Source organism: Variovorax sp. Soil_C_12 (assembly GCF_057657375.1).
On the sequence record NZ_JBDGIO010000017.1, the window covers coordinates 106,814 to 128,427 of the forward strand.

A 21,614-nucleotide genomic window follows, 5' to 3' on the forward strand; every position below is an offset into this window, starting at 1 on the left:
CGGAGGGCAACCTCCGTCCCTCCCGCAATCCCCCGATCGAACTGCCGCCACATGGAGGCGCCCGAGCTGGTGTGGCGGGGCGAGCAGCTGGCGGTGGCGGAAGGCTGGCTCAGCCGAAGCGCAGCGCGCGCAGCCCCACCGTACGTTCCACCCACAGCACCACCGCCAGCGTGAGGACGATGCTCACCGTCGAGACCGCAGCCGCGGTCGGGTCGAAGTCCCAGCGCAGGTAGTCGAAGAGCTGCAGCGGCAACGTGGTCATGCCGATGCCCTTCAGCAGCAGCGACATGTTGAAGAGGTCGAAGGAGATCACGAAGGCGAACAGCGCGCCGGTGACGACACCGGGCTTGGCGAGCGGCAGCGTCACGCGCAGGAAGGCGCGCCAGGGCGAGGCGCCGAGGCTGCGCGCCGCCTGCTCCAGCGAGGCGTCCTGGTTGTAGAGCGCCGAGGCCACGTTGGTGAACACATAGGGCAGGGTCACCAGCACATGGCCGACGACCAGGCCGAACAGGGTGCGCGTGCCGATGCCCGTGGCATAGAGGAAGAACAGCAGCGCGATGGCGGTCAGGATCTCGGGCAGCATGAGCGGCATCATCAGCAGCATGCGCAGGGGCTCGCGCAGGCGCGTGGAATGCCGCACCACGTAGAGCGCGGCGGCGATGCCGATGGCCGAGGAGATCGCCGTCGCGATCGCTGCCAGCAGCAGCGAGCTGCGGATGGCGCGCATGAAGGCCTCGTTGGCGAACAGGGCGCCGAACCAGCGCAGCGAGAAGCCCTGCGGCGGGAAGCTCATGAACTCGCCCGCGTTGAGCGACATCAGCACGATGATCGCGATCGGCAGCAGGAGGAATGCGTAGACGGCGCCTACATAGAGCAGCCCGGCGCCGTTGGCCATGCGTTCGGAAAGCGGTGCCGCGCGCTTCATGCCAGGCCCTTCATGAAGCGCCCCGTCAGCTTCGCGTAGAGTGCCACCGCGGCCACGCCGCAGGCGGTGAGCAGCAGCGCCTGCGCCGCGCCGGCCGGCCACTGGAAGTTGTCGACCAGGTTCTGCACCACCAGCACCGACATTGTCTTGACCTGCGCGCCGCCCAGCATCACCGGCGTCACGTAGGCGCTCAGCGCCAGCACGAAGACCAGGATGGTGCCGGCCTGGATGCCGGGCCAGGACAGGGGCAGCACGACGCGCCGGAACACCTTCAGGCGCGAGGCGCCGAGCGAGCGCGCGGCCTGCTCGAGCGAGGGGTCGATGCTCTGGATCACGCCCACCAGCGGCAGGATCATGAAGGGCAGGAACACGTGCACCAGCGCGAGGGTCACGCCGAAGCGGTTGTTCATCAGCGCGAGTCCGGTCTCCACCAGGCCGAGGTCCAGCAGCAGGCGGTTGATCACGCCATTGCCCGAGAGCAGGATCAGCCAGCCGAAGCTGCGCACCACCACGCCCACCAGCAGCGGCGAGAGCACCAGCACATAGAGCACGCCGGCGAAGCGCGAGCGCGTGCGCGCCAGGTGATAGGCCACCGGGTAGCCCAGCAGCAGGCAGATCGGCGTCACGGTCAGGCCCAGCAGCAGGGTGTCGCCCAGCACGCCGAGCAGGTAGGGATCGGTCAGCGCACGGCCGTAGTTGGCGAGCGTGAAGCCCGCGCCGTAGGGCGCGCCCACGGCCGGCGGGCGCAGGCTCATGAGCACGATGTTGAGGTAGGGCAGCACCAGGAAGACGCCGATCAGCAGCAGGGCCGGCGCGATCAGCCAGAAGGCGCGGCGCCCGCGCGGCCCGGCCCGCCCGGCCTGCGGCGCGGCGACGGTGGATGCGAGGCTGCTCACAGGGCAGCCTCCGTGACGATCCACGCATGCCCCGGCTCGAAGCGCATCCCGCTCGCCGCGCCCGCGGCCAGGCGACGGCCCGGCGCGGTCTGCACCAGCAGCGCGTGGCCCGCGCCGCATTGCACGTTGTGCTCCACGCTGCTGCCGAGGAAATAGCTGGTGTGCACCACGCCCTGGTAGGGCCCGGCGGCATCGAAGTGGATGGCTTCGGGCCGGATCGCGACCTGCACCGGCGCGCCGGGCGCGAGCGGCTGGTCGTGGTCGGCCTCGACCGGGCCCAGCGGCGTCTCGACCCGGTAGCGCAGGAAGGCGCCGGCGGCCGGCTGCATCGCCTGCACGCGGCCCTCGATCAGGTTGGAGCGCCCGATGAAGCGGGCCACCTCCGCGCTGCGCGGGCGCAGGTAGATCGCCTCGGGGCGGTCGAACTGCTGGAGCCGGCCGCCCAGCATCACCGCCACGCGGTCCGACATCACCATCGCCTCGGCCTGGTCGTGGGTGACGTAGAGCGTGGTGATGCCCACGCGCTGCTGCAGTTCGCGGATGAAGATGCGCATGTCCTCGCGCAGCACCGCGTCCAGGTTGGCCAGCGGCTCGTCGAGCAGCAGCAGGCGCGGCTCGATCACCAGCGCGCGCGCCAGCGCCACGCGCTGCTGCTGTCCGCCCGAGAGCTGGCGCGGGTAGCGCTCGGCCTTGTCGGCGAGCTGCACCATCGCCAGCACGGCGTCGATGCGCCCGGCCATTTCGGCCCTGGGCATGCCGCGCATCTCGAGGCCGAAGGCCAGGTTGCGGCGCACCGTGAGGTGCGGAAACAGCGCGTAGTTCTGGAACACCATGCCGATGTCGCGGCGCTCCGGCGGCAGGCCGGTGATGTCCTCGCCGTCGAGCAGCACCGCGCCCGCGTCGGGATGCTCGAAGCCGGCCACGCAGCGCAGCGTGGTGGTCTTGCCGCAGCCGCTCGGGCCCAGCAGGGAGATGAACTCGCCGGGCTCGCTGTCCAGCTCCAGCGCGTGCAGCGCTGTCATCGCCTGGAAGCTCTTGCGCAGGCCGCGCAGCGTGAGCCGCGTCATGCGCCGCGGCCGGCTCGCGGCCGCCGCACCGGTCTCCGCCGGCAGCGCATCGGCGCGCAGCACCGCGCTCACTTGATCTCCCGGTTCCAACGGTCGGTGATGGCCGGCAGCTGCGGATTGACCTTGCTCCAGTCGAAGCCGACGATCGAGGCCATGGCCTTGCCGCTGACCGGCACGTCGGCCGCCATCGCGGCCGGCAGCTGTACCTGGATGTTGGTTGGCGAGGTGAAGAACTCCTTGGCCATCATCTCCTGCACCTGGGGCTGCAGGATGAAGTCGAGGTACTTGTAGGCGTCCTCCTTGTTGGGCGCGTTCTTCAGGATGTTGAAGGACTGCTCGAAGGCCACCACGCCTTCGCTCGGCACCACCATCTCCACCGGCACGCCCTTCTTCTTGAGCGCGACGATCTCGGGGAAGTCGATCACCGCCACCGTCACGTCGCCGCGCGTGAGCATGGTCGACAGCGTGCCGCTCCAGTCGGCCTGGGTGAAGGGCAGCAGCTTCCTGATTTCGACGAAGGCGCGGTCGATCGCGTCCTGCGAGCCGCCATAGAGCTTCGCGGTCATCAGCAGGAACAGCATGGCGGCCGTGTTGCCGATCTGGTAGAGGCCGATCTTGCCCTTGAACTCGGGGTTGCTCCAGAGGTCGGTCCAGGACTTCGGCGGTGTCTTCACCAGGTCCTTGCGGTAGCCGATGCCGATGGTCGAGACGATGCCGCGCACCCCGTTGTCGCCCGGGTTGCGCAGGTTCGGATAGACCTTGGCGAGGTTGGGCACCTTGGCCGCCGGAATGGGCTCGAAGTAGCCCTCGCCGCGCACCACGCTGGCGATGTTCTCGTTGACCATCAGCACGCTGTAGGGCGGCCTCTCGATGCCGGCGGCGCGCAGGTTGGCGATGAAGTTCTTGCCCAGGCCGACGTCCAGCGTGGGCTGCACGCCGCTGGCCTTGTCGAACATCGGCAGCAGGTCGCTGCGCCAGAACTTCTCCCAGCGTCCGCCGTAGGTGTTGACCACCAGCGGCGAGGCGGCCAAGGAGGGCAGGGCGGGCAGCGCGAGGCCGGCTGCGGTGCCGAGGCTGCGAAGGAGGAGGTCGCGTCGGTGGAGGCGGGTGTGCATGGCGGATCCTTGGAGCGGGAGATGAAGGAATCAGGCGGTGACGGCGTCGCCGGAAGGTGCGCGGCGGTAGTCGTAGTTGCGGTTGAGGCGGTCGAGCAGGTAGTCGCCGTAGCGCACCGGCGCATGCTTCGGCGGATTCGCCGCGTCGCTGCAGGTCGGCAGGCATTCGATCAGCGCATCCATGCGCGGGTCGAAGAAGTAGGGCAGCGAATAGCGGTCGCCGCCCGAGCGGTTGATCACGCGGTGCGGCGTGGAGACGAAGCGCCCGTTGGTCCAGCGCGCCAGCATGTCGCCGACGTTGAGCACGTAGGTGTCCGGGATCGGCGGGGCCTCGATCCAGTCGCCGCCGCGCGGCCGCACCTGCAGGCCGCCGGCGTCGTCCTGCGCCAGCAGCGTGATGACGCCGTAGTCGGTGTGCGGCGCCGAGCCGATCTGCTCGTCCTCCTGCGGCGCCTGGGGCGGGTAGTGCAGCAGGCGCAGGAAGGTGGTGGGCTGCTCGAAGTGGTGGTCGAGCGCGTGCGCCGGCAGGCCCAGGCTCATCGCGATCAGCTGCACGACGTAGCGCGAGAGCGCGTCCACCTCGGCGATGTAGCGCGTGACGCGCGGCTTGAAGTCCGGCACCCAGCCGGGCCACTGGTTGGGGCCCTGCAGCGGCAGGCCGGCCAGCAGGCCGGGGTCGTCCGGCGGCAGCTCGTGCATGAGCATCAGCGACTCGCTCATGTTCGGTCGCGTCACCTTGGCCACCGAGGAGGTGACGATGGTGGACGTGGCCATGCCCATGTAGCCGCGGTGAAAGCCGTTGATCGCGATCGACTGCTTGCGTTCGAGCGGCGAGGCATGGAACTCGCGCGAGGCCGCGAAGGCCGCCTCGCGCGAGCCGGAGCTCACGTTGTGGCCCGCGATGTAGGCGAAGCCGATGGTGCTGAGCGCTTCGTGAAGGCGCGCCGCGGACTCGCGCGCCAGCGGCGCGTGGGGGTCGATGCTGCCCTGCAGATCGATGAGGGGGATGGATGTCATGGATGAACCTCGAAGGAATAGGACTGCTGCCAGTGCGACAGCAGGTCCGCCGAATCCACCACCAGCCCCAGGTGAAGCGACACCATGCTGAGCGCCGCGGCTTCGAGGTGGGCGTCGGTGCCGCGCACCAGGTCGCGCAGCACGATCACGCGGTAGTTGTGGTTGTTGGCGTCGAAGGCGGTGTTGAGCACGCAGCAGTCGGTGAAGCCGCCGTTGAGCACCACGGTGCGGATGCCCTGGTTGCGCAGCAGGAAGTCGAGGTCGGTCGGGTAGAAGGCCGAGAGCCGGCGCTTGTTCTCCACCCGCAGGTCGCCGGGCTCGACCCGCGTGACCCACTCGGTCCAGCGGCTGCCTTCGAGGGCGTGCGCATCGGCATTGGGGATCTCGCCCACATGCAGCGGGAAGGTGCGCCGCCATGCGGCCGGGATGCCGCGCAGGTCGTCGGCGCCGTCGGGCCTGAGCACCGACTTCACGTGCACGATGGGCAGGCCCAGCGCGCGGGCATGGTCGTGGAAGGCATCGATGGGCGCGACCAGCTCGCGGGCGCGCGGCGCCGGGCAGGGGCAGTCGGGGCTCTCGTCCAGGTGGCCGCGGTGCATGTCGATCGAGATCACGGCCGTGCCGGCCGGGTCGAGGTAGTCCTCGAAGCCCGCGTCGAGCTCGCGCGCCTGGCCGTAGACATAGGCCCTCATCGCCGTTCCTCCCGCACATAGGGCACGCCCAGGGCACCCGGTTCGCCGTCCCCGCCGCGCCGCCCCAGCGCGACCCAGACCATCACGCCCAGCGTCACCGCATAGGGCGTCATCAGCACGAAGTACTGCGGCAGCTGCACGCCGGCCGCGGCCAGCTGCGGGATCAGGGCCTCGATGCAGCCGAACAGCAGCGCGCCGGCCAGCGCCTTCCAGGGCGACCAGCGCGCGAAGATCACCAGGCCGACGGCGATCCAGCCGCGCCCGCCGGTCATGCCCGCGATCCACAGCTTGGTGCTGACCACCGAGATGTAGGCGCCGGCCAGGCCGACCAGCGCCGAGCCCGCCAGCACCGCGGCGAAGCGCCAGGCCGCCACCGGGATGCCGGCCGCATCGGCGGCCTGCGGGTTCTCGCCCACCGCGCGCAGCCGCAGCCCGGCATCGGTACGCAGCAGGAACCCGGCGACCGCCGCGAAGATCGGCAGCGTGAGCCAGACCATCGCGTTCTGCTGGAACAGGCGCCCCACGACGGGCAGCTGCGACAGCGGCCACAGCGCCAGCGTGCCGATGCCCGGCGTGGCCTGGTTGGTCCACTGGGCCAGCGTGCCGACCAGGGCCGTGAGCCCCTGGCAGAAGAACACCAGCGCCAGGCCCGCGACCACCTGGTTGACGCGCAGCCCGATCACCATCGCCGCGAACAGCAGCGAGACCGCCGCCGCGGCCAGCATCGCCAGCAGCAGCGACACCGCCGGCTCGCCGAACGCCAGCTGCGCGCCGATGCCGGCCAGCGCGCCCACCAACATCAGGCCCTCGGCCCCGAGCGCGAGCACGCCGGCGCGCTCGCAGACGATCAGGCCGAGCGCGGCGAGCGCATAGGGCACGGCGAAGTCGGGCGTGTTGGCGAGCCAGTTGAGGAGGATGTCCGCGTTCATAGGCTCCCCACCCGCCGCAAGCGGTGCCTGATGAAGAAGTCGCTCGAGGCCACGCAGACCACGATCACGGCCTGGATCAGCTGCACCATCGAGAAGGGCACCTGGTAGAAGACCTGCAGGCTGCGCCCCGTCACGAACAGCGCCGCGACCAGCAGCGCCACCAGGCAGGCGGCCAGCGGGTTGTTGCGCGCCAGGAAGGCGATCAGGATGCCTGAGAAGCCGTAGCCCTGGTAGAAGGCCTGCGTGAGCCGGCCCTCCTGCCCGGCCGCGACCGCGAAGCCCGCGAGGCCGGCCATCGCGCCGGAGCACAGCACCGCGCCGTAGACGATGCGCGCCACCGGCACGCCGGCCGCTTGCGCCATGCGCGGATTGGCGTCGACGAAGCGCAGGTACAGGCCGGCGCGGCTCAGGCCGACGGCCCACCAGGCCGCCAGCGCGACCAGACCGGCCAGCAGGATCGCGCTGTTCACGCCCGCGACCAGGTCGGGCAGCCGCTCGAAGGCGCGGAACTGCGGCGAGTAGGGGAAGTTGTCCTTCGGGTCCTTCCAGCTGCCGTAGACCAGGTGCAGCAGGAAGTTGGCCGCCATGTAGTTCAGCATCAACGTCGAGATGATCTCGTTGACGCCCAGCCGCAGCTTGAGCAGCGCCGGGCCCAGCACCCACAGCAGCCCGCCGGCCAGTGCGGCCGCGAACATCAGCGGCAGGCGCAGCGAAGGGGGCCCGATCTCGAAGAAGGACACGGCGGTGGCGCCGATCGCGCCCCAGATCATCTGGCCCTCCAGGCCGAGGTTCCAGAAGCGCGCGCGAAAGGCCATCGCGCCGGCCAGCCCGACCAGGATCATCGGCGCCGCCTGGAACAGCACGGCGCGCAGGTTCTGGCCGTCGAGGAAGGTCTGGACGATGAACTCGTTGGCCAGTTCGCCGGCCGGCACGCCGGCGGCCACCAGGATGGCGGCCGAGACCAGCAGGCCCACGCCGATGGCCGCGGCGAGGACAAGCGCCTGCCGGTGCCAGGCCAGGTGCTGGCGGATCTCCAGTGCGTAGCGGCGCCCGGCCCAGGGCTGGCTCGCGGCCTTCGGCTCCCCCGTTCTCCCAGGGCCGGTCGACGGGCCGGCTTCGGCAGGCTCGGCCCGAACGCTCGCGCCCGGGTGGGCCGCAACGGCACCGCCGGGCACCATGGCCGGCGTGGACATCGACAACGCGGGCTCAGCCATGGGCCACCATCGCCTGGCCGATGGCCTGCCGGTCGGCCGGCTGCGCGAACTCGGCCACGATACGGCCGCGCACCATCACGCCCACGCGGTCGGCCAGCGCCAGCACCTCGTCGAGGTCCTCGCTGATCAGCAGCACGGCCGCGCCGGCATCGCGCGCGGCGCGCAGCCGCGCATGCACGTCGGCGCCGGCGCGCACGTCCAGCCCGCGGCTGGGGCTGTGGGCCAGCACCAGGCGCGGCGACTTGCCGAACTCGCGCGCCAGCACCAGCTTCTGCGCGTTGCCGCCCGACAGCAGCGCGGCCTTCTGCGCCACCGAGCGCACGCCCTGCACGCCGAAGGCGGCGACGGCCGCGCGCGCACCCGCTTCCATCGCCCGGCGCTTCAGGCGCCACGCCGGGCCGTAGCGACCGCTGTGGACCTGTCCGATGCCGTAGTTCTCGGCCACCGAGAGCCCGCCCGCCAGCGCGAGGCCGTAGCGGTCGGCCGGGATGGCCGCCAGGCCCAGTGCGCGGCGCGCGGGCGCCGGCGTGCGCAGGAGATCGCCGTGGCCTTCGAGCACGATCTCGCCCTCGGCATCGCCCGTCATGCCCATGATCGCCTCCGCCAACTCCCCCTGGCCGTTGCCGCCGACGCCGGCCAGCCCGTAGATCTCGCCACCGCGCAGTTCGAGGTCGATGCCGTCGAGCACGCGGCGGCCCTGCCGCTCGGGCGAACGCAAGCCGCGCACCGCGAGCCGCACCGGACCGGGTGCCGCGCGCGCCGAACCGGCGGCCGGCGCGGTGATCGATTCGCCGACCGTGAGCCGGACCAGCTCGGCCACCGGCATCTGCTTCGGGTCGACCGTGGCGATCGTGCGGCCGCCGCGCATCACGGTCACGCGGTCGGCATGGCGCTTGACGTCGGCCATCTTGTGCGTGACCAGCACCACGGCCGCACCGCGCCGCGCCAGCGCATGCACGGTCGAGAGCAGGCGCGCGGCCTCGTCGTCGGTCAGCACCGCGGTGGGCTCGTCGAGGATCAGGATGCGCGCGCCGGCCAGCAGCACCTTGAGGATCTCGACGCGCTGCTGCTCGGCCACCGAGAGCCGGTCCACGCGCTGCGCTGGATCGATGTCGAAGCCGAGCTCGTGCGCCTTGCCGCGGATGGCCGCGTCGATGCGCCGCAGGCGCCTGCGGTGGCTCTCAAAACCCTCGGCCGCGGGCGCGGTCAACAGGATGTTCTGTGCCACCGTGAAGGGCTGCACCAGCCGGAAATGCTGGTGGACCATGCCGATGCGGGCCTGGGCCGCGTCGCGCGGTCCGCCGAAGCGCACCGCGTTGTCGTCCACCCGCAGCGTGCCGGCCTCGGCCGCGTAGAGCCCGGCCGCGATGTTCATCAGCGAGGACTTGCCCGCGCCGTTCTCGCCCAGCAGCGCATGCACCTCGCCCCAGGACGCGCGGAAATGCGCGTCGGTCAAGGCGGCGAATCCGTCGAAGGACTTGTGGATGCCGATGAGCTCGAGCGCGGTCTTCATTTCTGCGTGACGACGCCCTTGACGAACCAGTCCATCTTCCAGAGATCCGCGTCCGAGAGCACGGCTCCCTTGGCGACGCGCTCCTTGCCCTCGCGGTCGAGCAGCGGGCCGGCGTAGATCTGCTTGCCCTTGAGCAGCGCCTCGCGCTCGGCGCCGATCGCGGCCGCCTTGTCCTTCGGCACCCCCGGGCCGAAGCCGGCGATGTCGGTGCCGCCCGCGCTCATCGGGATGAAGGCGCCGTAGGGCGCGGGCTTCCAGTTGCCGGCCATGATCTTCTTGAGCTCGGGCGTGAGGAACTTGTCCCACACCCAGACCGAGGAGCACAGCGTGGCCTTGGGCGCGAACTGCCGCAGGTCGCGGTGGTGGCCGGTGCCGTAGACGCCGCGCTCCTGCGCCACGATCTGCGGCGTCGGGCTGTCGACGTGCTGGCCGATCACGTCGGCGCCCTGGTCGATCAGCGCCGCGGCCGCCGCGCGTTCCTTGACCGGGTCGTTCCACGCGCCGGTGTAGATCACGTTGACCGTCGCGTTCGGATTCATCTTCTGCGCACCCAGCGCGAAGGCGTTGATGGTCCAGTTGACCACGCCGAAGGGATTGGCCGCGACGAAGCCGAGCTTGCCGGTCTTCGAGGCCGCGCCGGCCGCCATGCCGCACAGGTACTGGCTCTCGTAGGTGCGGCCGTAGAAGGACTCGAGGTTGGCGCCGTTGCTGGTGCCCGAGCCGTTGAGGAAGGCCACGTCCGGGTACTTGGCCGCCAGCTCCTTGAAGCTGTCCGAATAGCCGAAGGCGGTGCCGATGATGATGTTGGCGCCGCGCTGGATGAACTTCTCGGCGGCGGGCTTGATGGCCGAGGCGTCTTCCGGCACGTTCTCGACGAACTGGATCTTCTCGCCGGTCTCTTTCTCGACCTTGATGCGCGCCTCGTCGAAGGCCTGGGTCCAGCCGCCGTCGTTCTTGGGGCCGAAGTACAGCATCGCGATCTTGGGCTTGCCCTTGAGCGTGAAGCCGTCGGCCAGTGCCGGGCCGGCCAGTGCGGCGCCCGCCACGAGCGCCGCGACCGCGCAGGGAATCGATTTGCTACGCAACATCACTCGGACCTTTCATCATGAAATTGATACGGAACACATTGCCCTCGGGGTCGAGCAGCACCGACTGGTACCAGTGGTAGTAGGTGACGTAGGGCGCCTTGACCAGCGTGGCGCCGGCCGCGACGGCGAGCGGCACCCTGCGGTCGACTTCCTCTTGCGAATCGACGTCGATGTTCAGCAGGAACTTGACGCCGCGCGTGTCGGAGAACTCGGCCAGCTGCAGCAGCGCGTAGGCATCGAGCGCGTTGAAGCCCAGGCTCGACTTGCCGGTGTCCAGGCCGCGGAAGATCGGCGAGCGGATGTCCTCGATCTCGGGGAAGCCGAACACGCGCTGGTAGAAGCCGCTGAGCGCGACCACGTCCTTCGCGAAGACGTTGACGTAGGAGAGATGCGGCATCGCTCAGGGCGTCACTTTCGTGCCGCCGAAGGTCGTCTGCTTGAGGAACTTCGACTTCAGGTGATCGCCGGACGAGATGGGCGCGTACCTGGGCTTCTCGCCGGGCGCGAGGCAGCTCGGCAGGCACTCGACCATCGCGTCGTAGTTGGGCTGGTGGAAGAACACCAGCGACTGGCGCCGGTTGGTGCTGGCCGCATCGGGCGGCGGGTTGACCACGCGATGCAGCGTCGACACCCACAGGTCGTTGGTCCACTGCATCATCAGGTCGGCGATGTTCACCACCAGGCCACCCTCGACCATCGGCACATCCACCCACTGGCCGGCCTTGTTGAAGACCTGCAGCCCCTTGTCATCGGGCAGCACCACGGTGAGGCTGCCGTAGTCGCTGTGGGCGCCGGCGCGCAGCTGGCCGGGCAGCGCGGCCTCGGTTTGCGGCGGGTAGCTCAGTACGCGGAACATGCTGATGTGCCGGTCGATCTTGTCGTCGAAGAAGGTCTCGGGCAGCGCGAGCGCGAGCGCGAAGATGCGCATCAGCGAGCGCGAGAGATCGCTCATGGCCTCGAAGTAGTCGTCGAAGGCCGGCTGGAAGTCCGGCAGCCCGGGCCAGACATTGGGCTCGAAGTGCGGGCCTGCCGCCTCGCCGCGGTGGTACTCGTCCTCGGGCACGTTCGAGGGTCCGATCGAGAAGGACTCCTTCAGATCGCCGGGGGCCGCTTCCTCCAGGCTGTACGACAGCCCCTCCTCGCCCACCGCGCTGTAGCCGCGCACCGCGTCGTCGCGCGGGCGGTCGACCTTGCGCTTGTCGGCCAAGGGCAGATCGAAGAAGCGGCGCGAGACGGCGGAGACGCGCGCAATGAGCTCGGGGGCGATGCCGTGGTTCTTGATGACCAGGAAGCCGATACTGCGGCAGGCCTCGCCGACCTGGCGCGCCACCTCGGCCTTGCCTTCGGCCGTGCCCGCGAAGTAAGGGGCGAGATCGATGATCGGAACGGACAGCAGGGTCATGCCTTCAATCCTTCGGTGACGGTGGATTCGAGCCGGTGCGCGCGGCTCGCCGGTGTCATCGCCATGCAACGTCCATGCCAGTTGGACCAAATGGACAAATGCCCTTTCCCGCCGCGGCGTGGTGCGTGCGCGGCGCGCCGCGCGGCGAATGAGTGCGCGCGCCGTGTTGCCGTGGTGCGTACCATCGCCGGTATGGCTCGTGCATGCGGACGCGCCGTAGAGAAGCAAAATCCCGCAGGAGAGAGAAGCGCCCTCATGCCCAAGACACGCAGCAAGACGCCGTCCAAGCCGATCCTCGAAGCGCCCGCGCTCAAGCGCGTGCACGCCAAGCGCGCGCCCGCCGCGCGCAGCGCCGCCGCGGTGAGCCGCCGGCTGCGCCAGATCGAGGACAAGCGCGCGGCCATCCTGCGCGCCGCGCTCGGCCTGTTCTCGCGCTACGGCCTGCACGGCACCAGCGTCGACCAGGTGGCGGCGCGCGCCGATGTCTCCAAGAGCAACCTGCTCTACTACTTTGCCAACAAGGAGGAGCTGTACGTCAGCGCGCTGCGCGAGCTGCTCGCGGTGTGGCTGGAGCCGCTGCGCGGCTTCAGTGCCGAGCAGGACCCGCGGCAGGCGATCGGCGACTACATCCGGCGCAAGCTGGTGATCTCGCGCGACCAGCCCGATGCCTCGCGGCTGTTCTGCCTGGAAATGATCCAGGGCGCGCCGCTGCTGCGCGACGAGCTCGATCGCGAGCTGCGCGACCTGGTGACGCGCAAGTCGGAGGTGATTCGCGCGTGGGTCGCGGCCGGCAAGCTCGCGCCGGTCGATCCGCACCACCTGATCTTCGCGCTGTGGGCCACCACCCAGCACTACGCCGATTTCGGCGTGCAGGTGCAGGCGATCACCGGCCGCACGCTGGACGACCCGGAGTTCTTCGAGGAAACGGTGGCCAACGTGCAGCGCATCGTGCTCGACGGCATCGTCGCGCACTGAGAGGCTGTGAACGAATCCGGCGCGCCCGCTCAGTGCGGCGCGGCCGAGATGTCGTGATAGCGGCGATCGAAATAGATGAGGCCATGGGCGGTGCCGCCGATCGCGATGGCCACCGCCTCGCAGAAGAGCACATCGTGCGTGCCCACGCGCGTCGCATGCGACACGCGGCAGTCGAAGGAGACGGCCGCGTCCTCGAGCACCGGCGCGCCGGTGAGCTTGCGCTGCCAGACCCCGGCGGCGAAGCGCTCCTGCATCGGCGTCTTGCCGCCGAACAGGCCCGAGAGCGCCTGCTGCCCCGGCGCCAGCGCGTTCACGCACAGCACGCCGTTGGCCTGGAAGGCCGGGTAGCACGAGGCCGAGCGGTTCAGGCACACCAGCAGCGTCGGCGGCTCGTCGGTCACGCTGCACACCGCCGATGCGGTGAAGCCGGCGCGCCCGCCCGGGCCGTCGGTGGTGATGACATGGACGGCCGCGCCGAGCCGTGCCATCGCATCGCGGTAGTCGCCCTTGGGAACCGTGTTCATGGCGTTGGCGCTTTTCTCAGGCGAGCACGCAGGCTTCGGAGAAGTCCAGCCGCGGCAGGCGGCCGAACAGCTTCGCGTCGTCGCCGTGGCCCAGGTTGATCAGGAAATTGGTGGTCCACGGCGTGCCGGCAAAGAAGGCGGCGTCGACCTTCGCCTTGTCGAAGCCCGACATCGGCCCCGCATCCAGCCCCAGCGCGCGCGCGGCGAGCAGCAGGTAGGCGGCCTGCAGGGTGGCGTTGCGAAAGGCGGTCTCGCGCGCGGCCTCGAGGCTGCCGGTGAACCAGCTTCGGGCGTCGGTGTGCGGGAACAGCCGGGGCAGCTTGTCGTAGAAGGCGCTGTCCCAGGCCGCGATCACCGTGACCGGCGCGGCCAGGGTCTTGGCCAGGTTGCCCTTGGACAGGGCCGGCGCCAGCCGCTGCCTGCCCTCGGGCGTGCGCACGAAGACGAAGCGGCCGGGCGAGCAGTTGGCCGAGGTCGGCCCGCTGCGCGCGAGCTCGTAGAGCTGTTCGAGCAGGGCGTCGGAGATCGGCTCGGGGCGCCAGCCGTTGTGCGAGCGGGCTTCGGTGAAAAGCAGCGCCAGGGCGGCGCTGTCCAGGGCGGGTTTCATGCGGGGACTCCAGGTGCACCCACCCGCGCGAGGAAGGCGAGCAGGCGGCGGTTGAAGGCGGCGGCCTCGGTCACGCTGTGCGCATGGCCGCCGTGGGGCACGCGATCGAGGGTGGCTTGCGGCAGGCCCTCGGCCAGGCGCTGCGAGCAGGTCCAGGGCACGAGCACGTCGTCCTCGGCGGTGGCCACCAGCGCGGGCACGTCGATCTGCCCCAGGCGCGCATCGACATCGAAGGCGCGCAGCGCGCCGACGCGCGCGCGCAGGTTGGCCTCGCCGGGGAAATGCGCGAAGGCGTGCTCGACCTCGGCGGCCACGCGCTGCGCGTTGCCGTCGCACCAGGCGGCGGGGTACAGGAAGATGGGCTGCGCTTCCACATAGGCACGCGGGCCGCAGGCACCCAGCAGCGCGAGGCGCGCCTCGAAGCAGCGCGCCGAATGCGGGTTGGGCCGCGACCAGGCGTTGACGAGCACCAGGCTGGCAACGCGCGAAGGCGCATCGAGCGCGAGCTGCAGCCCGACCAGGCCGCCGAGCGCGTGGCCCACGAGGTGGCAGCGCGGCGTCGCTGTCGCGTCCATGATCTCGAGCACGTCGCACGCCATCTCGGCGATGGTGTAGCCGGCCTGCAGGTCCGCGGGGCTGCGGCCGGTGCCGCGCTGGTCGTAGGCGATCACGCGGTGCCCGGCCCCGACCAGCGCGGCGAGCTGCGGCGCCCAGAAGCCGGCCGAGCCGCCCAGGCCCGGGCTCAGCAGCACGGCGTCGCCTTCCGCCGGGCCATGCAGCTCGTAGTGCAGCGGCACGCTCAGGCCTTGTTGCCGACGTGCGCGATCGAGGCGATCTCAACCAGCGCGTCGGGCTTCACCAGCCCGCACTGGATGCAGTAGCGCGCCGGCTTGGTGCCGGGGAAGAACTCGGCGTAGACCGCGTTGATCTTCGCGTAGTCGGCCCAGTCCTTGATCATGATCATGTTGAAGGTCACGTCGTCCATGGTGCCGCCGGCGGCCTCGACCACGCCCTGGATGGTGGCGAGCACGTGGCGCGCCTGCGCGCTCGCGTCGCCGACGTGGACCACGTTGTTGTCCTTGTCGAAGGGCAAGGTGCCCGACACGTAGAGCACGCCGTCGGCGAGCGTGCCGGGGACGTAGGGCGCGAGCGGCACGCCGGTGCCGGGCGGGATGATGGCTTGCTTGGGCATGGTTCGAGGTCCTTTGGGAGTGATGAATCAGGCGGTGGCCGCTTCGGCCGGCGCGGCTTGCGCGGCGGTCTCCGGCGCGACGGTGCGGCAGAAGTCCTCGACGGTAGACACCCAGCCGAAGAAGGTCTCGACGTTGTAGACCGTGGCCTGCTGGATCGCTGGCCCGCCGAGCTCGTGCGTGGCGTCCTCGAGCATCAGGGCGAAGTACTCGAGGTGGAAGGCGTCGCGCAGCGTGGACTCCACGCACACGTTGGTGGCGATGCCGGTGAAGACCAGGTTGCGGATGCCGCGCGCGCGCAGGCTGCTGTCGAGCGTGCTGTTGAAGAAGCCGCTGTAGCGGGTCTTGGGGATCACGATGTCGCCGGGCCGCGGCCGCAGGTCGTCGATCAGCTCGTAGTCCCAGCCGCCCTTGGCGAGGAAGCGGCCTTGCAGCTCGGGTTTTCTGCGCATGGTCTTGAGCGCGTTGGACTTGTGCCAGTTGGGCGAGCCGGGGCCGCCCGCCTCCACGTAGTCCGCATCCCAGCCATTCTGCAGGAACACGACCAGCAGGCCGGCCGCGCGCGCGGCCGCGAGGGCGCGCGCGATGTTGGCGATCACGCCCTGCGCGCCCGAGATGTCGAAGCCGGCCGTGTCCACGTAGCCGCCGGCGGAGGCGTAGGCGTTCTGCATGTCGACCACGACCAGCGCGCTGTTGGCGGCGTGCAGTGCGAGGGGCTCGGGCCGCGCGGGCAGCACGAGGGGCGCAGGCGCGCCCGGCGCATTCGGCACGCCGGCGGGGGTGCTGGAGGCGAGGGTGGTGTTCTTGCGGGTGCTCATGGGCGTCCTTTCGATCAGGCGGCCAGGCGCTCGGCGGCGACGCGCGAAGGCACGGGGCTGTCGATGTGCGTGCGGCTCTTCATCAGCGGCTGGATGTGTTCGCCGAAGGCCTCCACGCCGAGCACGAAATCGTCGAAGGTCAGCAGCACGCCCTCGGTACCCGGCACCTCGGCGACTTCGTCGAGCAGGCGCGCCACCGTCGCATAGGAGCCGACCAGGGTGCCCATGTTGATGTTGACGGCGGAGGTCGGGTCGGCCATCTGGCGCACGTTGGTGTCGGCGCCCGACTTGGTATCGGCCGCGCTCTGCTGCGCGAGCCAGGCCAGCGCCTCCTGGTCGGCGCCGGCCTTGTAGTGCTCCCACTTGGCGCGCGCGGCTTCGTCGGTGGCGTCGGCGATCACCATGAAGAGCACATAGGAGGTGACGTGGCGGCCGGTCTTCTTCGTTGCCTCGATCAGCTTCGCGGCGGCCGGCGCGAAGGCCTGGGGTGTGTTGACGCCCTTGCCGAAGCAGAAGTTGTAGTCGGCGTACCGGGCGGAGAAGTCCATGCCGGCATCGCTCTGGCCGGCGCAGATCACCTTCATCTCGGCCTGCGGCCTGGGGCTCACGCGGCAGTCGTCCATCCGGAAGTGATCGCCCTTGAAGTCGGACTGCCCCGTGGTCCAGAGCTCGCGCAGCACCTGCACGTATTCCGACAGGTACTGGTAGCGTGTGCCGAAGAACTCGTCGCCGGGCCACATGCCCATCTGCGAGTACTCGGGCTTCTGCCAGCCGGTGATGAGGTTGAGGCCGAAGCGGCCGTTGGAGATCGAGTCGATGGTGGAGGTCATGCGCGCCACGATGGCCGGCGGCATGACGAGCGAAGCCGCCGTGGCGAAGAGCTTGATCTTCGAGGTGACGGCGGCCAGCCCGGCCATGAGCGTGAAGGTTTCGAGGTTGTGATCCCAAAACTCGGTCTTGCCCCCGAAGCCGCGCAGCTTGATCATCGACAGCGCGAAGTCCACGCCGTAGTGCTCGGCCTTCTGCGTGATCTGCTTGTTGAGTTCGAAGCTCGGCTTGTACTGGGGGGCGTTCTCCGAGATCAGCCAGCCGTTGTTGCCGATGGGAATGAAGATGCCGACGTTCATGCTTGCGCTCCTGGACCGAAGGTGAGGGATGGGCTGCGGGCGCAACGCCGATGGACGCGCGCCGACGGTCCTATGCATAGGCCGTGCCATTTAACTAAGCCTTTTGAAATCAACCACTTACGCGTTCTCATCGAAAACGATTGAACCAAATGGTCCAAGATGGAGCGCTTGGTCTGCACGGTCGTGGCCGGCTTTGGTGCAAGGTCGACACCCTCTACGGCGGATGGCGGCAACGACCATCTTCAAGGCGAGGCCCGCGGGGACGCCCTCCACGGCAGTGATGGAGGCGACAGCCTGGACGGGGGCCCTGAATGCATTGGAACGCCGCGCGCGATGCGTGTCGGAAATGCCGAACACCCTGGGAGCCCCGACGGATGCGTCATCGCTCGGCGAGATCCGGGCCTGCTCCATGTAGCCCATCGACTCCCGTGGGAAGGTACTGTCTGGACCAGCCCGTTCATATTCTCATTGGTTCCGCGCCAGGGATTCTTGGGGGTCGCAGCACGCGTTCCCCACTTCCTGCACAAAACTGCCGACAGCGGCGCCGCCGCTCCCCGGCAACGGACTCGGCCTGAATCCTTGCTGAATCATGAGCCCTGCGTCCTGCCACATTGGCCGATACCAAGGATTGATTACGGCGTTCAGTTCACCTCGCGCATCGAGCGCGGTCTGGTGTCGCCTTCGGTGGAGACCCTGAGCCGCATCGCGGATGGTCTGGGCGTGCCTACGTGACCTTCCAGCATCCCGGGCTCAAGTTCCTGTACTTCCTGTCCGGGGAGGCCATCTACCGCTACGGCGCGAGGTCGGTCACGGTGAGGGCAGGGGATTCGTTGCTGTTCGATGCGACCGTGCTGCACGGGATCGAGGCCATCCGGAGCCAGCCAGTCTCGTATCTGTCGGTGGTGTTCACGCTGCGCGAATAGTCGAGCCGACGAGGAGAGCATCTACAAGGCTCCCCTCGCTTTGCAGTTCGGCGCGGCTGAAACGAAAAAGGCCTGCAGCTCGAACTCGCCGATCTCGCCCGGCGCTCCTTCGCCGTTCAGGGCCAGCGACGATACGCCGCAGCGTAGCGAGCAGTAATGCTTGCGAAATCAAAAACTTGGCGAACTGACCCTGCGCCCTTACTGGGGATCCTAACCGCCAGTACTGACGACGAAAACAAATCGACCTCTACGCGGACGGCGACGCACGGAGGCGATCATCGGCTAGATGTCGATGATGCCCGCGGTGATGCCATGGCAATGCATGCTCGATAGCGGCGTGCACCTCAAGAGAGCGAATCTGGGTCACTCTCCATCTTGCTTTGCTCAGCCAGCCAGTTCGCGAATAGCAGCAGCCGTTCCGGGGGTGGCCGTGTCTTGGGCCAGCGCAGATAGTAGGCGCGCGGAGCAACCCAACCGATCTCGCTCAGTTCGACCAGCTGCCCAGATTGAATGACACGCGAAGACATGAAATCGGGCAGCAGGACCACACCGAGGTCTGCCAGCACGGCACAGGAGCTTGGCCGCATTGCGCACACCCACAGGCATCGCGTTCAGCATCCCGTCCGCATCATTGCCGGCCGGCCGACCGGATCCCGCCTGGATGCTCACCAGCCGCTCGCCCAGCGTCGCAAACCATTTCTCCAGCATAGGACTCACGGTGTTGGGCGAGCCGCGCCCGATCTTCAGGCGCACGCGCTCGATGGTGGGCCGCTTGCCCTCGGCCAGCCGCGCATCCGCGGCCGTAAGCACGTCGGCCTCCTGGATCCCTCGACCTCTCAGCCCCGTGACCTGGCTCATATGCATCCTTTCCGGCCTCGCAGCGCGCCTCGCCGCTTCCATATCGCCCCGAGCGAAGCGAAGATCACGCCGCCCTGCTGTGGCTGCGCGCCGGTGACTGGTCTGCGGCGAACGACTCCTTCGCACGTATCGAATCGTGGCGCCGGATTCCAGCGCCCTTGGCATGGATGGCGGAGGCGCGCTACGCGTGCACGACCTTGACGGTGCGTGGGGCCTGCTCGCTGAACTGGCCTGGTTGTCAGCCGATCGATTTGACCAGCTCCTGAAGAGGCTCGCCGACCCGTTGCTGGAGCGGCTGCGCAGGGGGTTCGACGCGACGTTCGAGGGGCATGGCGATGTGCGCGACCTGGCTTGGTTTCCAGCTCGGGTCCTCACGGAAAAGCCCGGTCTGGCGCACCAGTTGGGCGAAGCGCAACGCTCTCTTCACACCGAGCCCGAACAGGCGATGAGACTGCTGCTGAAGTTGCTCGGTGTGGAGCGCCAGGGCCGGCAGCGTGACATCGTCGAGCGACGCAAGGCACTGCGCGACGCGCACCCGTCACTGTATGCGGCTTATCTGAGGACACGGTGATCCTGTCATCGGGGCATTCGTGGCGCGCAGCTCACAACAGCGCGCGCGCGCTGGCTGTCAGTCCGACCACAATCGCTCAATGACCGGACACCCCCGAATCAAGTTCGACCCGCTTCCCAGCGAGTGCCTCGTCGACCAAACTCTGGTCATTTGCATTCGCGGACTTGCGGCGCGGGAACACGTGACCGTTCGCCTCTCCAGTGCTGCCTATGGCGGCGGCGTGCTGTTGTCTCAAGCCGTCTTCGTTGCCGACGCGAATGGAGTCGTCGACCTCAGCCGCGACGCGCCTACCTCCGGCTCCTATGAGGGCATTGACGCCATGGGGTTGTTTTGGTCGCGCGCACCCGTGACTGGTGCCGTCGCGGCGCATCACGGCGATGTGAGCAAGGACCCGTTCACGGTGACGCTGACAGCGGTGGCCGAGGACGGGAAGACGTCTATCTCTCAATACATCAAAAGGGCGTTTGCCGGCGCGGGCGTCTCAACTCGAGAGGTGCGCGAGCGCGGTCTGGTTGGCAAGATGTTTGAACCGGCGAATCCCGGCCCCCATCGGACCGTGCTTGTCGTCGGAGGTTCCGGCGGCGGTTTGGTCTGGTCCCAGGAGATGGCGGCGTTGCTGGCCTCGCACGGTTTCGCCGCTCTTGCGCTGGCGTACTTTGCGGCAGAAGGGCTGCCGCCCACGCTCGACCGTATTCCACTCGAGTATTTCGAAACAGCCCTGCAGTGGCTGGCCGCCCAGCCAGGCGTGGCGGCGAATCACATCGCGGTGACAGGTGTCTCGCGTGGCGGAGAGTTGGCGCTCTTGCTCGGAGCGACCTTTCCTCAGATTCGTGCCGTCGTCGCTTACGTTCCCAGCGGCATCGTCTGGCCAGCCTATCCAGCGAGCGGCTTCAGCGCCTGGACACTGGCTGGCCAGGAAATTCCGTTCGCAACAACCTTGAGCTACGAAGAGTGGGACAAGGAGCTCGCGGCCGGTCGTGCGCGCGAGGGCAGCTTCGACTGGTATCTGATTCCGCTGCGGGACCCCGACTATGCAGCGAGAGCCTCCATTCCTGTGGAGAACATCCAAGGGCCCGTTCTCATGATTTCGGGGGTTGACGATGGACTGTGGCCGTCGAGCGAGCTGACGGAGTTTGCCGTCCGGCGCCTCAAGCAGAAGGGCTTTGCCCATCGTGTCGAGCATCTCAGCTACCCGGGCGCGGGACACAGCATTGCGTGGCCGAACGCACCGACGACCATGCTGAAGTCCAAGCACCCTGTCTCCGGGGAAGACATGGACATGGGTGGCACGCCCGAGGGAACGGCTCGAGCGCGACAGGACTCGTGGCCGCGCATGCTCTCTTTCTTGCGAAACGCATTGATCGACGGCTGAAGACGAGCGGCTGCCTTCCGACCGGATCTCGGCTGTGACGGCTGAAGCAGACGGAACGTTGTGGTTGCGTTTGGCGGCACCCAATGCCTGCCCTTCTTAAGTTTCCCCTAAGTTCTGCGACAGAGACTTGCACTTCGGCAGCCCGCTCTTCGTCTCCTCCTCCTCCCTCCCATAGGGGCTGCTGTTAACCCGCTCCGGCGGGTTTTTTCTTTGCTTATCTGGGATGATTCAATCGAAACGTCTCCACGTGGCCACCGGGCATGGCCACCTTGGGTGGGGCTTGGACGTTTTCACAGAATCTTCTCAGCACGAAGCTGAATCCGGAAAGGGTTTCTGGAAGTCACGCGCGCGCCAGCCGAGGTTGCTCAAAAAATGGGCGAACCTCTGAAGCAGTCCAAACAGCCGAAAACCGCTCGCTTGGCAGTGAGCCTCGGCCCGGCAAGGTGATCGCGCTACTGAACCAGAAGGGCGGGGCAGGCAAGACCACGCTCGCATCTGGCCGGCGAACTGGTCATGCAGGCAAGCCGCGTCAGGCCGCTCGGTGCGGACCCGCAGGGCTCTTCCCTCGGCTGGGCTCAACGTCGGCTCCGGCGTCGTCTGCGCGTTCACTCGCCATGGAAGGCCGCGCCCGCGGAGCGGCGTCTATCATCCCGCGTCGACGGTGGTCGAGCGGGCCGAATCGTTGCGGGGAACGCTGATGTCTCGACGGCCGCCTGCCGGGTCCGCATCCTGCCGCCAAACCGGGAAGCGCGCCTCGCTGGGAACCCGCGCGACAGCCGCACCACAACAAC

22 protein-coding genes and 3 pseudogenes are annotated in these 21,614 nt (G+C 68.8%); 5 read left to right on the forward strand and 20 right to left on the reverse strand.

What is annotated here, in order from left to right; translation table 11 throughout:
- Positions 1-109: 109 nt before the first annotated feature.
- Genes AC3A6X_RS31080 through AC3A6X_RS31135 form a run of 12 tightly spaced genes read right to left on the reverse strand, consistent with a single transcriptional unit; the run spans position 110 to position 11,858 of the window.
- Entirely contained in the window at positions 110-925 is an 816-nt protein-coding gene (locus AC3A6X_RS31080) for an ABC transporter permease (protein ID WP_487845793.1), read from the reverse strand.
- Entirely contained in the window at positions 922-1,821 is a 900-nt protein-coding gene (locus tag AC3A6X_RS31085) for an ABC transporter permease (protein WP_487845794.1), read from the reverse strand. Before AC3A6X_RS31085 ends, AC3A6X_RS31080 begins: the two co-directional genes overlap by 4 nt.
- Positions 1,818-2,960, reverse strand: a complete 1,143-nt coding sequence (locus tag AC3A6X_RS31090; protein ID WP_487845795.1) for an ABC transporter ATP-binding protein — start codon at positions 2,958-2,960, stop codon at positions 1,818-1,820. Before AC3A6X_RS31090 ends, AC3A6X_RS31085 begins: the two co-directional genes overlap by 4 nt.
- On the reverse strand, positions 2,957-4,003 hold the full coding sequence (locus tag AC3A6X_RS31095; protein WP_487845796.1) for an ABC transporter substrate-binding protein: 1,047 nt from the start codon (positions 4,001-4,003) through the stop codon (positions 2,957-2,959). Before AC3A6X_RS31095 ends, AC3A6X_RS31090 begins: the two co-directional genes overlap by 4 nt.
- A 30-nt stretch (positions 4,004-4,033) precedes the next feature.
- The gene (locus AC3A6X_RS31100; protein WP_487845797.1) at positions 4,034-5,020 is read right to left on the reverse strand and encodes an isopenicillin N synthase family dioxygenase; all 987 of its coding nucleotides are present in this window, start codon (positions 5,018-5,020) and stop codon (positions 4,034-4,036) included.
- Positions 5,017-5,712 carry a cysteine hydrolase family protein gene (locus AC3A6X_RS31105; protein ID WP_487845798.1) on the reverse strand — a complete coding sequence of 232 codons (696 nt, stop codon included), beginning with the start codon at positions 5,710-5,712 and terminating at the stop codon, positions 5,017-5,019. The genes AC3A6X_RS31100 and AC3A6X_RS31105 overlap by 4 nt, the downstream gene beginning before the upstream one ends.
- Positions 5,709-6,641: an ABC transporter permease gene (locus tag AC3A6X_RS31110; protein ID WP_487845799.1), complete on the reverse strand. Its 933-nt coding sequence runs from the start codon at positions 6,639-6,641 to the stop codon at positions 5,709-5,711. Before AC3A6X_RS31110 ends, AC3A6X_RS31105 begins: the two co-directional genes overlap by 4 nt.
- Complete coding sequence (locus tag AC3A6X_RS31115; RefSeq protein ID WP_487845800.1) at positions 6,638-7,855, reverse strand: ABC transporter permease; 1,218 nt, start codon at positions 7,853-7,855, stop codon at positions 6,638-6,640. The genes AC3A6X_RS31110 and AC3A6X_RS31115 overlap by 4 nt, the downstream gene beginning before the upstream one ends.
- Positions 7,848-9,368 carry an ABC transporter ATP-binding protein gene (locus tag AC3A6X_RS31120; RefSeq protein WP_487845801.1) on the reverse strand — a complete coding sequence of 507 codons (1,521 nt, stop codon included), beginning with the start codon at positions 9,366-9,368 and terminating at the stop codon, positions 7,848-7,850. The genes AC3A6X_RS31115 and AC3A6X_RS31120 overlap by 8 nt, the downstream gene beginning before the upstream one ends.
- A complete protein-coding gene (locus AC3A6X_RS31125; protein ID WP_487845802.1) occupies positions 9,365-10,456 on the reverse strand; it encodes a BMP family ABC transporter substrate-binding protein in 1,092 nt (363 codons plus the stop codon). Before AC3A6X_RS31125 ends, AC3A6X_RS31120 begins: the two co-directional genes overlap by 4 nt.
- A complete protein-coding gene (locus tag AC3A6X_RS31130; RefSeq protein WP_487845803.1) occupies positions 10,446-10,853 on the reverse strand; it encodes a VOC family protein in 408 nt (135 codons plus the stop codon). The genes AC3A6X_RS31125 and AC3A6X_RS31130 overlap by 11 nt, the downstream gene beginning before the upstream one ends.
- A gap of 3 nt (positions 10,854-10,856) precedes the next feature.
- Positions 10,857-11,858, reverse strand: a complete 1,002-nt coding sequence (locus AC3A6X_RS31135) for an isopenicillin N synthase family dioxygenase (RefSeq protein WP_487845804.1) — start codon at positions 11,856-11,858, stop codon at positions 10,857-10,859.
- Positions 11,859-12,113: 255 nt separating this feature from the next.
- On the opposite strand from AC3A6X_RS31135, the gene rutR reads away from it, so the two are divergent.
- Positions 12,114-12,833 (forward strand): HTH-type transcriptional regulator RutR, encoded by a 720-nt coding sequence (rutR, locus tag AC3A6X_RS31140; protein ID WP_487845805.1) that lies wholly within the window; start codon positions 12,114-12,116, stop codon positions 12,831-12,833.
- Positions 12,834-12,862: 29 nt separating this feature from the next.
- Here rutR and rutF read toward each other — a convergent pair whose 3' ends face one another.
- From rutF to rutA, 6 genes are read right to left on the reverse strand one after another with little or no spacing between them, the layout of a single operon-like run.
- Entirely contained in the window at positions 12,863-13,357 is a 495-nt protein-coding gene (rutF, locus tag AC3A6X_RS31145) for an NADH-dependent FMN reductase RutF (RefSeq protein WP_487845806.1), read from the reverse strand.
- A 16-nt stretch (positions 13,358-13,373) separates the two neighbouring features.
- Positions 13,374-13,964, reverse strand: coding sequence for a malonic semialdehyde reductase (locus tag AC3A6X_RS31150; protein WP_487845807.1), 591 nt, complete (start codon positions 13,962-13,964; stop codon positions 13,374-13,376).
- Positions 13,961-14,761, reverse strand: coding sequence for a pyrimidine utilization protein D (gene rutD, locus AC3A6X_RS31155; RefSeq protein WP_487845808.1), 801 nt, complete (start codon positions 14,759-14,761; stop codon positions 13,961-13,963). The genes AC3A6X_RS31150 and rutD overlap by 4 nt, the downstream gene beginning before the upstream one ends.
- A gap of 2 nt (positions 14,762-14,763) precedes the next feature.
- Positions 14,764-15,156 (reverse strand): pyrimidine utilization protein C, encoded by a 393-nt coding sequence (rutC, locus tag AC3A6X_RS31160; RefSeq protein WP_106559305.1) that lies wholly within the window; start codon positions 15,154-15,156, stop codon positions 14,764-14,766.
- A gap of 27 nt (positions 15,157-15,183) precedes the next feature.
- Positions 15,184-15,972 (reverse strand): pyrimidine utilization protein B, encoded by a 789-nt coding sequence (rutB, locus tag AC3A6X_RS31165; protein WP_487845809.1) that lies wholly within the window; start codon positions 15,970-15,972, stop codon positions 15,184-15,186.
- A 14-nt stretch (positions 15,973-15,986) separates the two neighbouring features.
- On the reverse strand, positions 15,987-17,099 hold the full coding sequence (gene rutA / locus AC3A6X_RS31170; protein WP_487845810.1) for a pyrimidine utilization protein A: 1,113 nt from the start codon (positions 17,097-17,099) through the stop codon (positions 15,987-15,989).
- 725 nt (positions 17,100-17,824) lie between these two features.
- On the opposite strand from rutA, the pseudogene AC3A6X_RS31175 reads away from it, so the two are divergent.
- Positions 17,825-18,022, forward strand: a pseudogene (locus tag AC3A6X_RS31175) (cupin domain-containing protein); the annotation flags it as partial.
- 344 nt (positions 18,023-18,366) lie between these two features.
- On the opposite strand, the gene AC3A6X_RS31180 reads toward AC3A6X_RS31175, so the two are convergent.
- On the reverse strand, positions 18,367-18,609 hold the full coding sequence (locus AC3A6X_RS31180; protein WP_487845811.1) for a LysR substrate-binding domain-containing protein: 243 nt from the start codon (positions 18,607-18,609) through the stop codon (positions 18,367-18,369).
- Positions 18,610-18,661: 52 nt separating this feature from the next.
- Positions 18,662-18,880 (reverse strand): annotated as a pseudogene (locus AC3A6X_RS31185) (DNA-binding protein); the annotation flags it as partial.
- Positions 18,881-19,067: 187 nt separating this feature from the next.
- Here AC3A6X_RS31185 and AC3A6X_RS31190 point away from each other — a divergent pair.
- From AC3A6X_RS31190 to AC3A6X_RS31200, 3 genes and pseudogenes are all read left to right on the forward strand, one after another.
- Positions 19,068-19,451 (forward strand): hypothetical protein, encoded by a 384-nt coding sequence (locus tag AC3A6X_RS31190; protein ID WP_487845812.1) that lies wholly within the window; start codon positions 19,068-19,070, stop codon positions 19,449-19,451.
- Between the two features lie 79 nt (positions 19,452-19,530).
- The gene (locus AC3A6X_RS31195; protein ID WP_487845813.1) at positions 19,531-20,823 is read left to right on the forward strand and encodes an acyl-CoA thioesterase/bile acid-CoA:amino acid N-acyltransferase family protein; all 1,293 of its coding nucleotides are present in this window, start codon (positions 19,531-19,533) and stop codon (positions 20,821-20,823) included.
- A gap of 443 nt (positions 20,824-21,266) precedes the next feature.
- Positions 21,267-21,423: pseudogene (locus AC3A6X_RS31200) on the forward strand (AAA family ATPase); the annotation flags it as partial.
- Positions 21,424-21,614 lie beyond the last annotated feature (191 nt).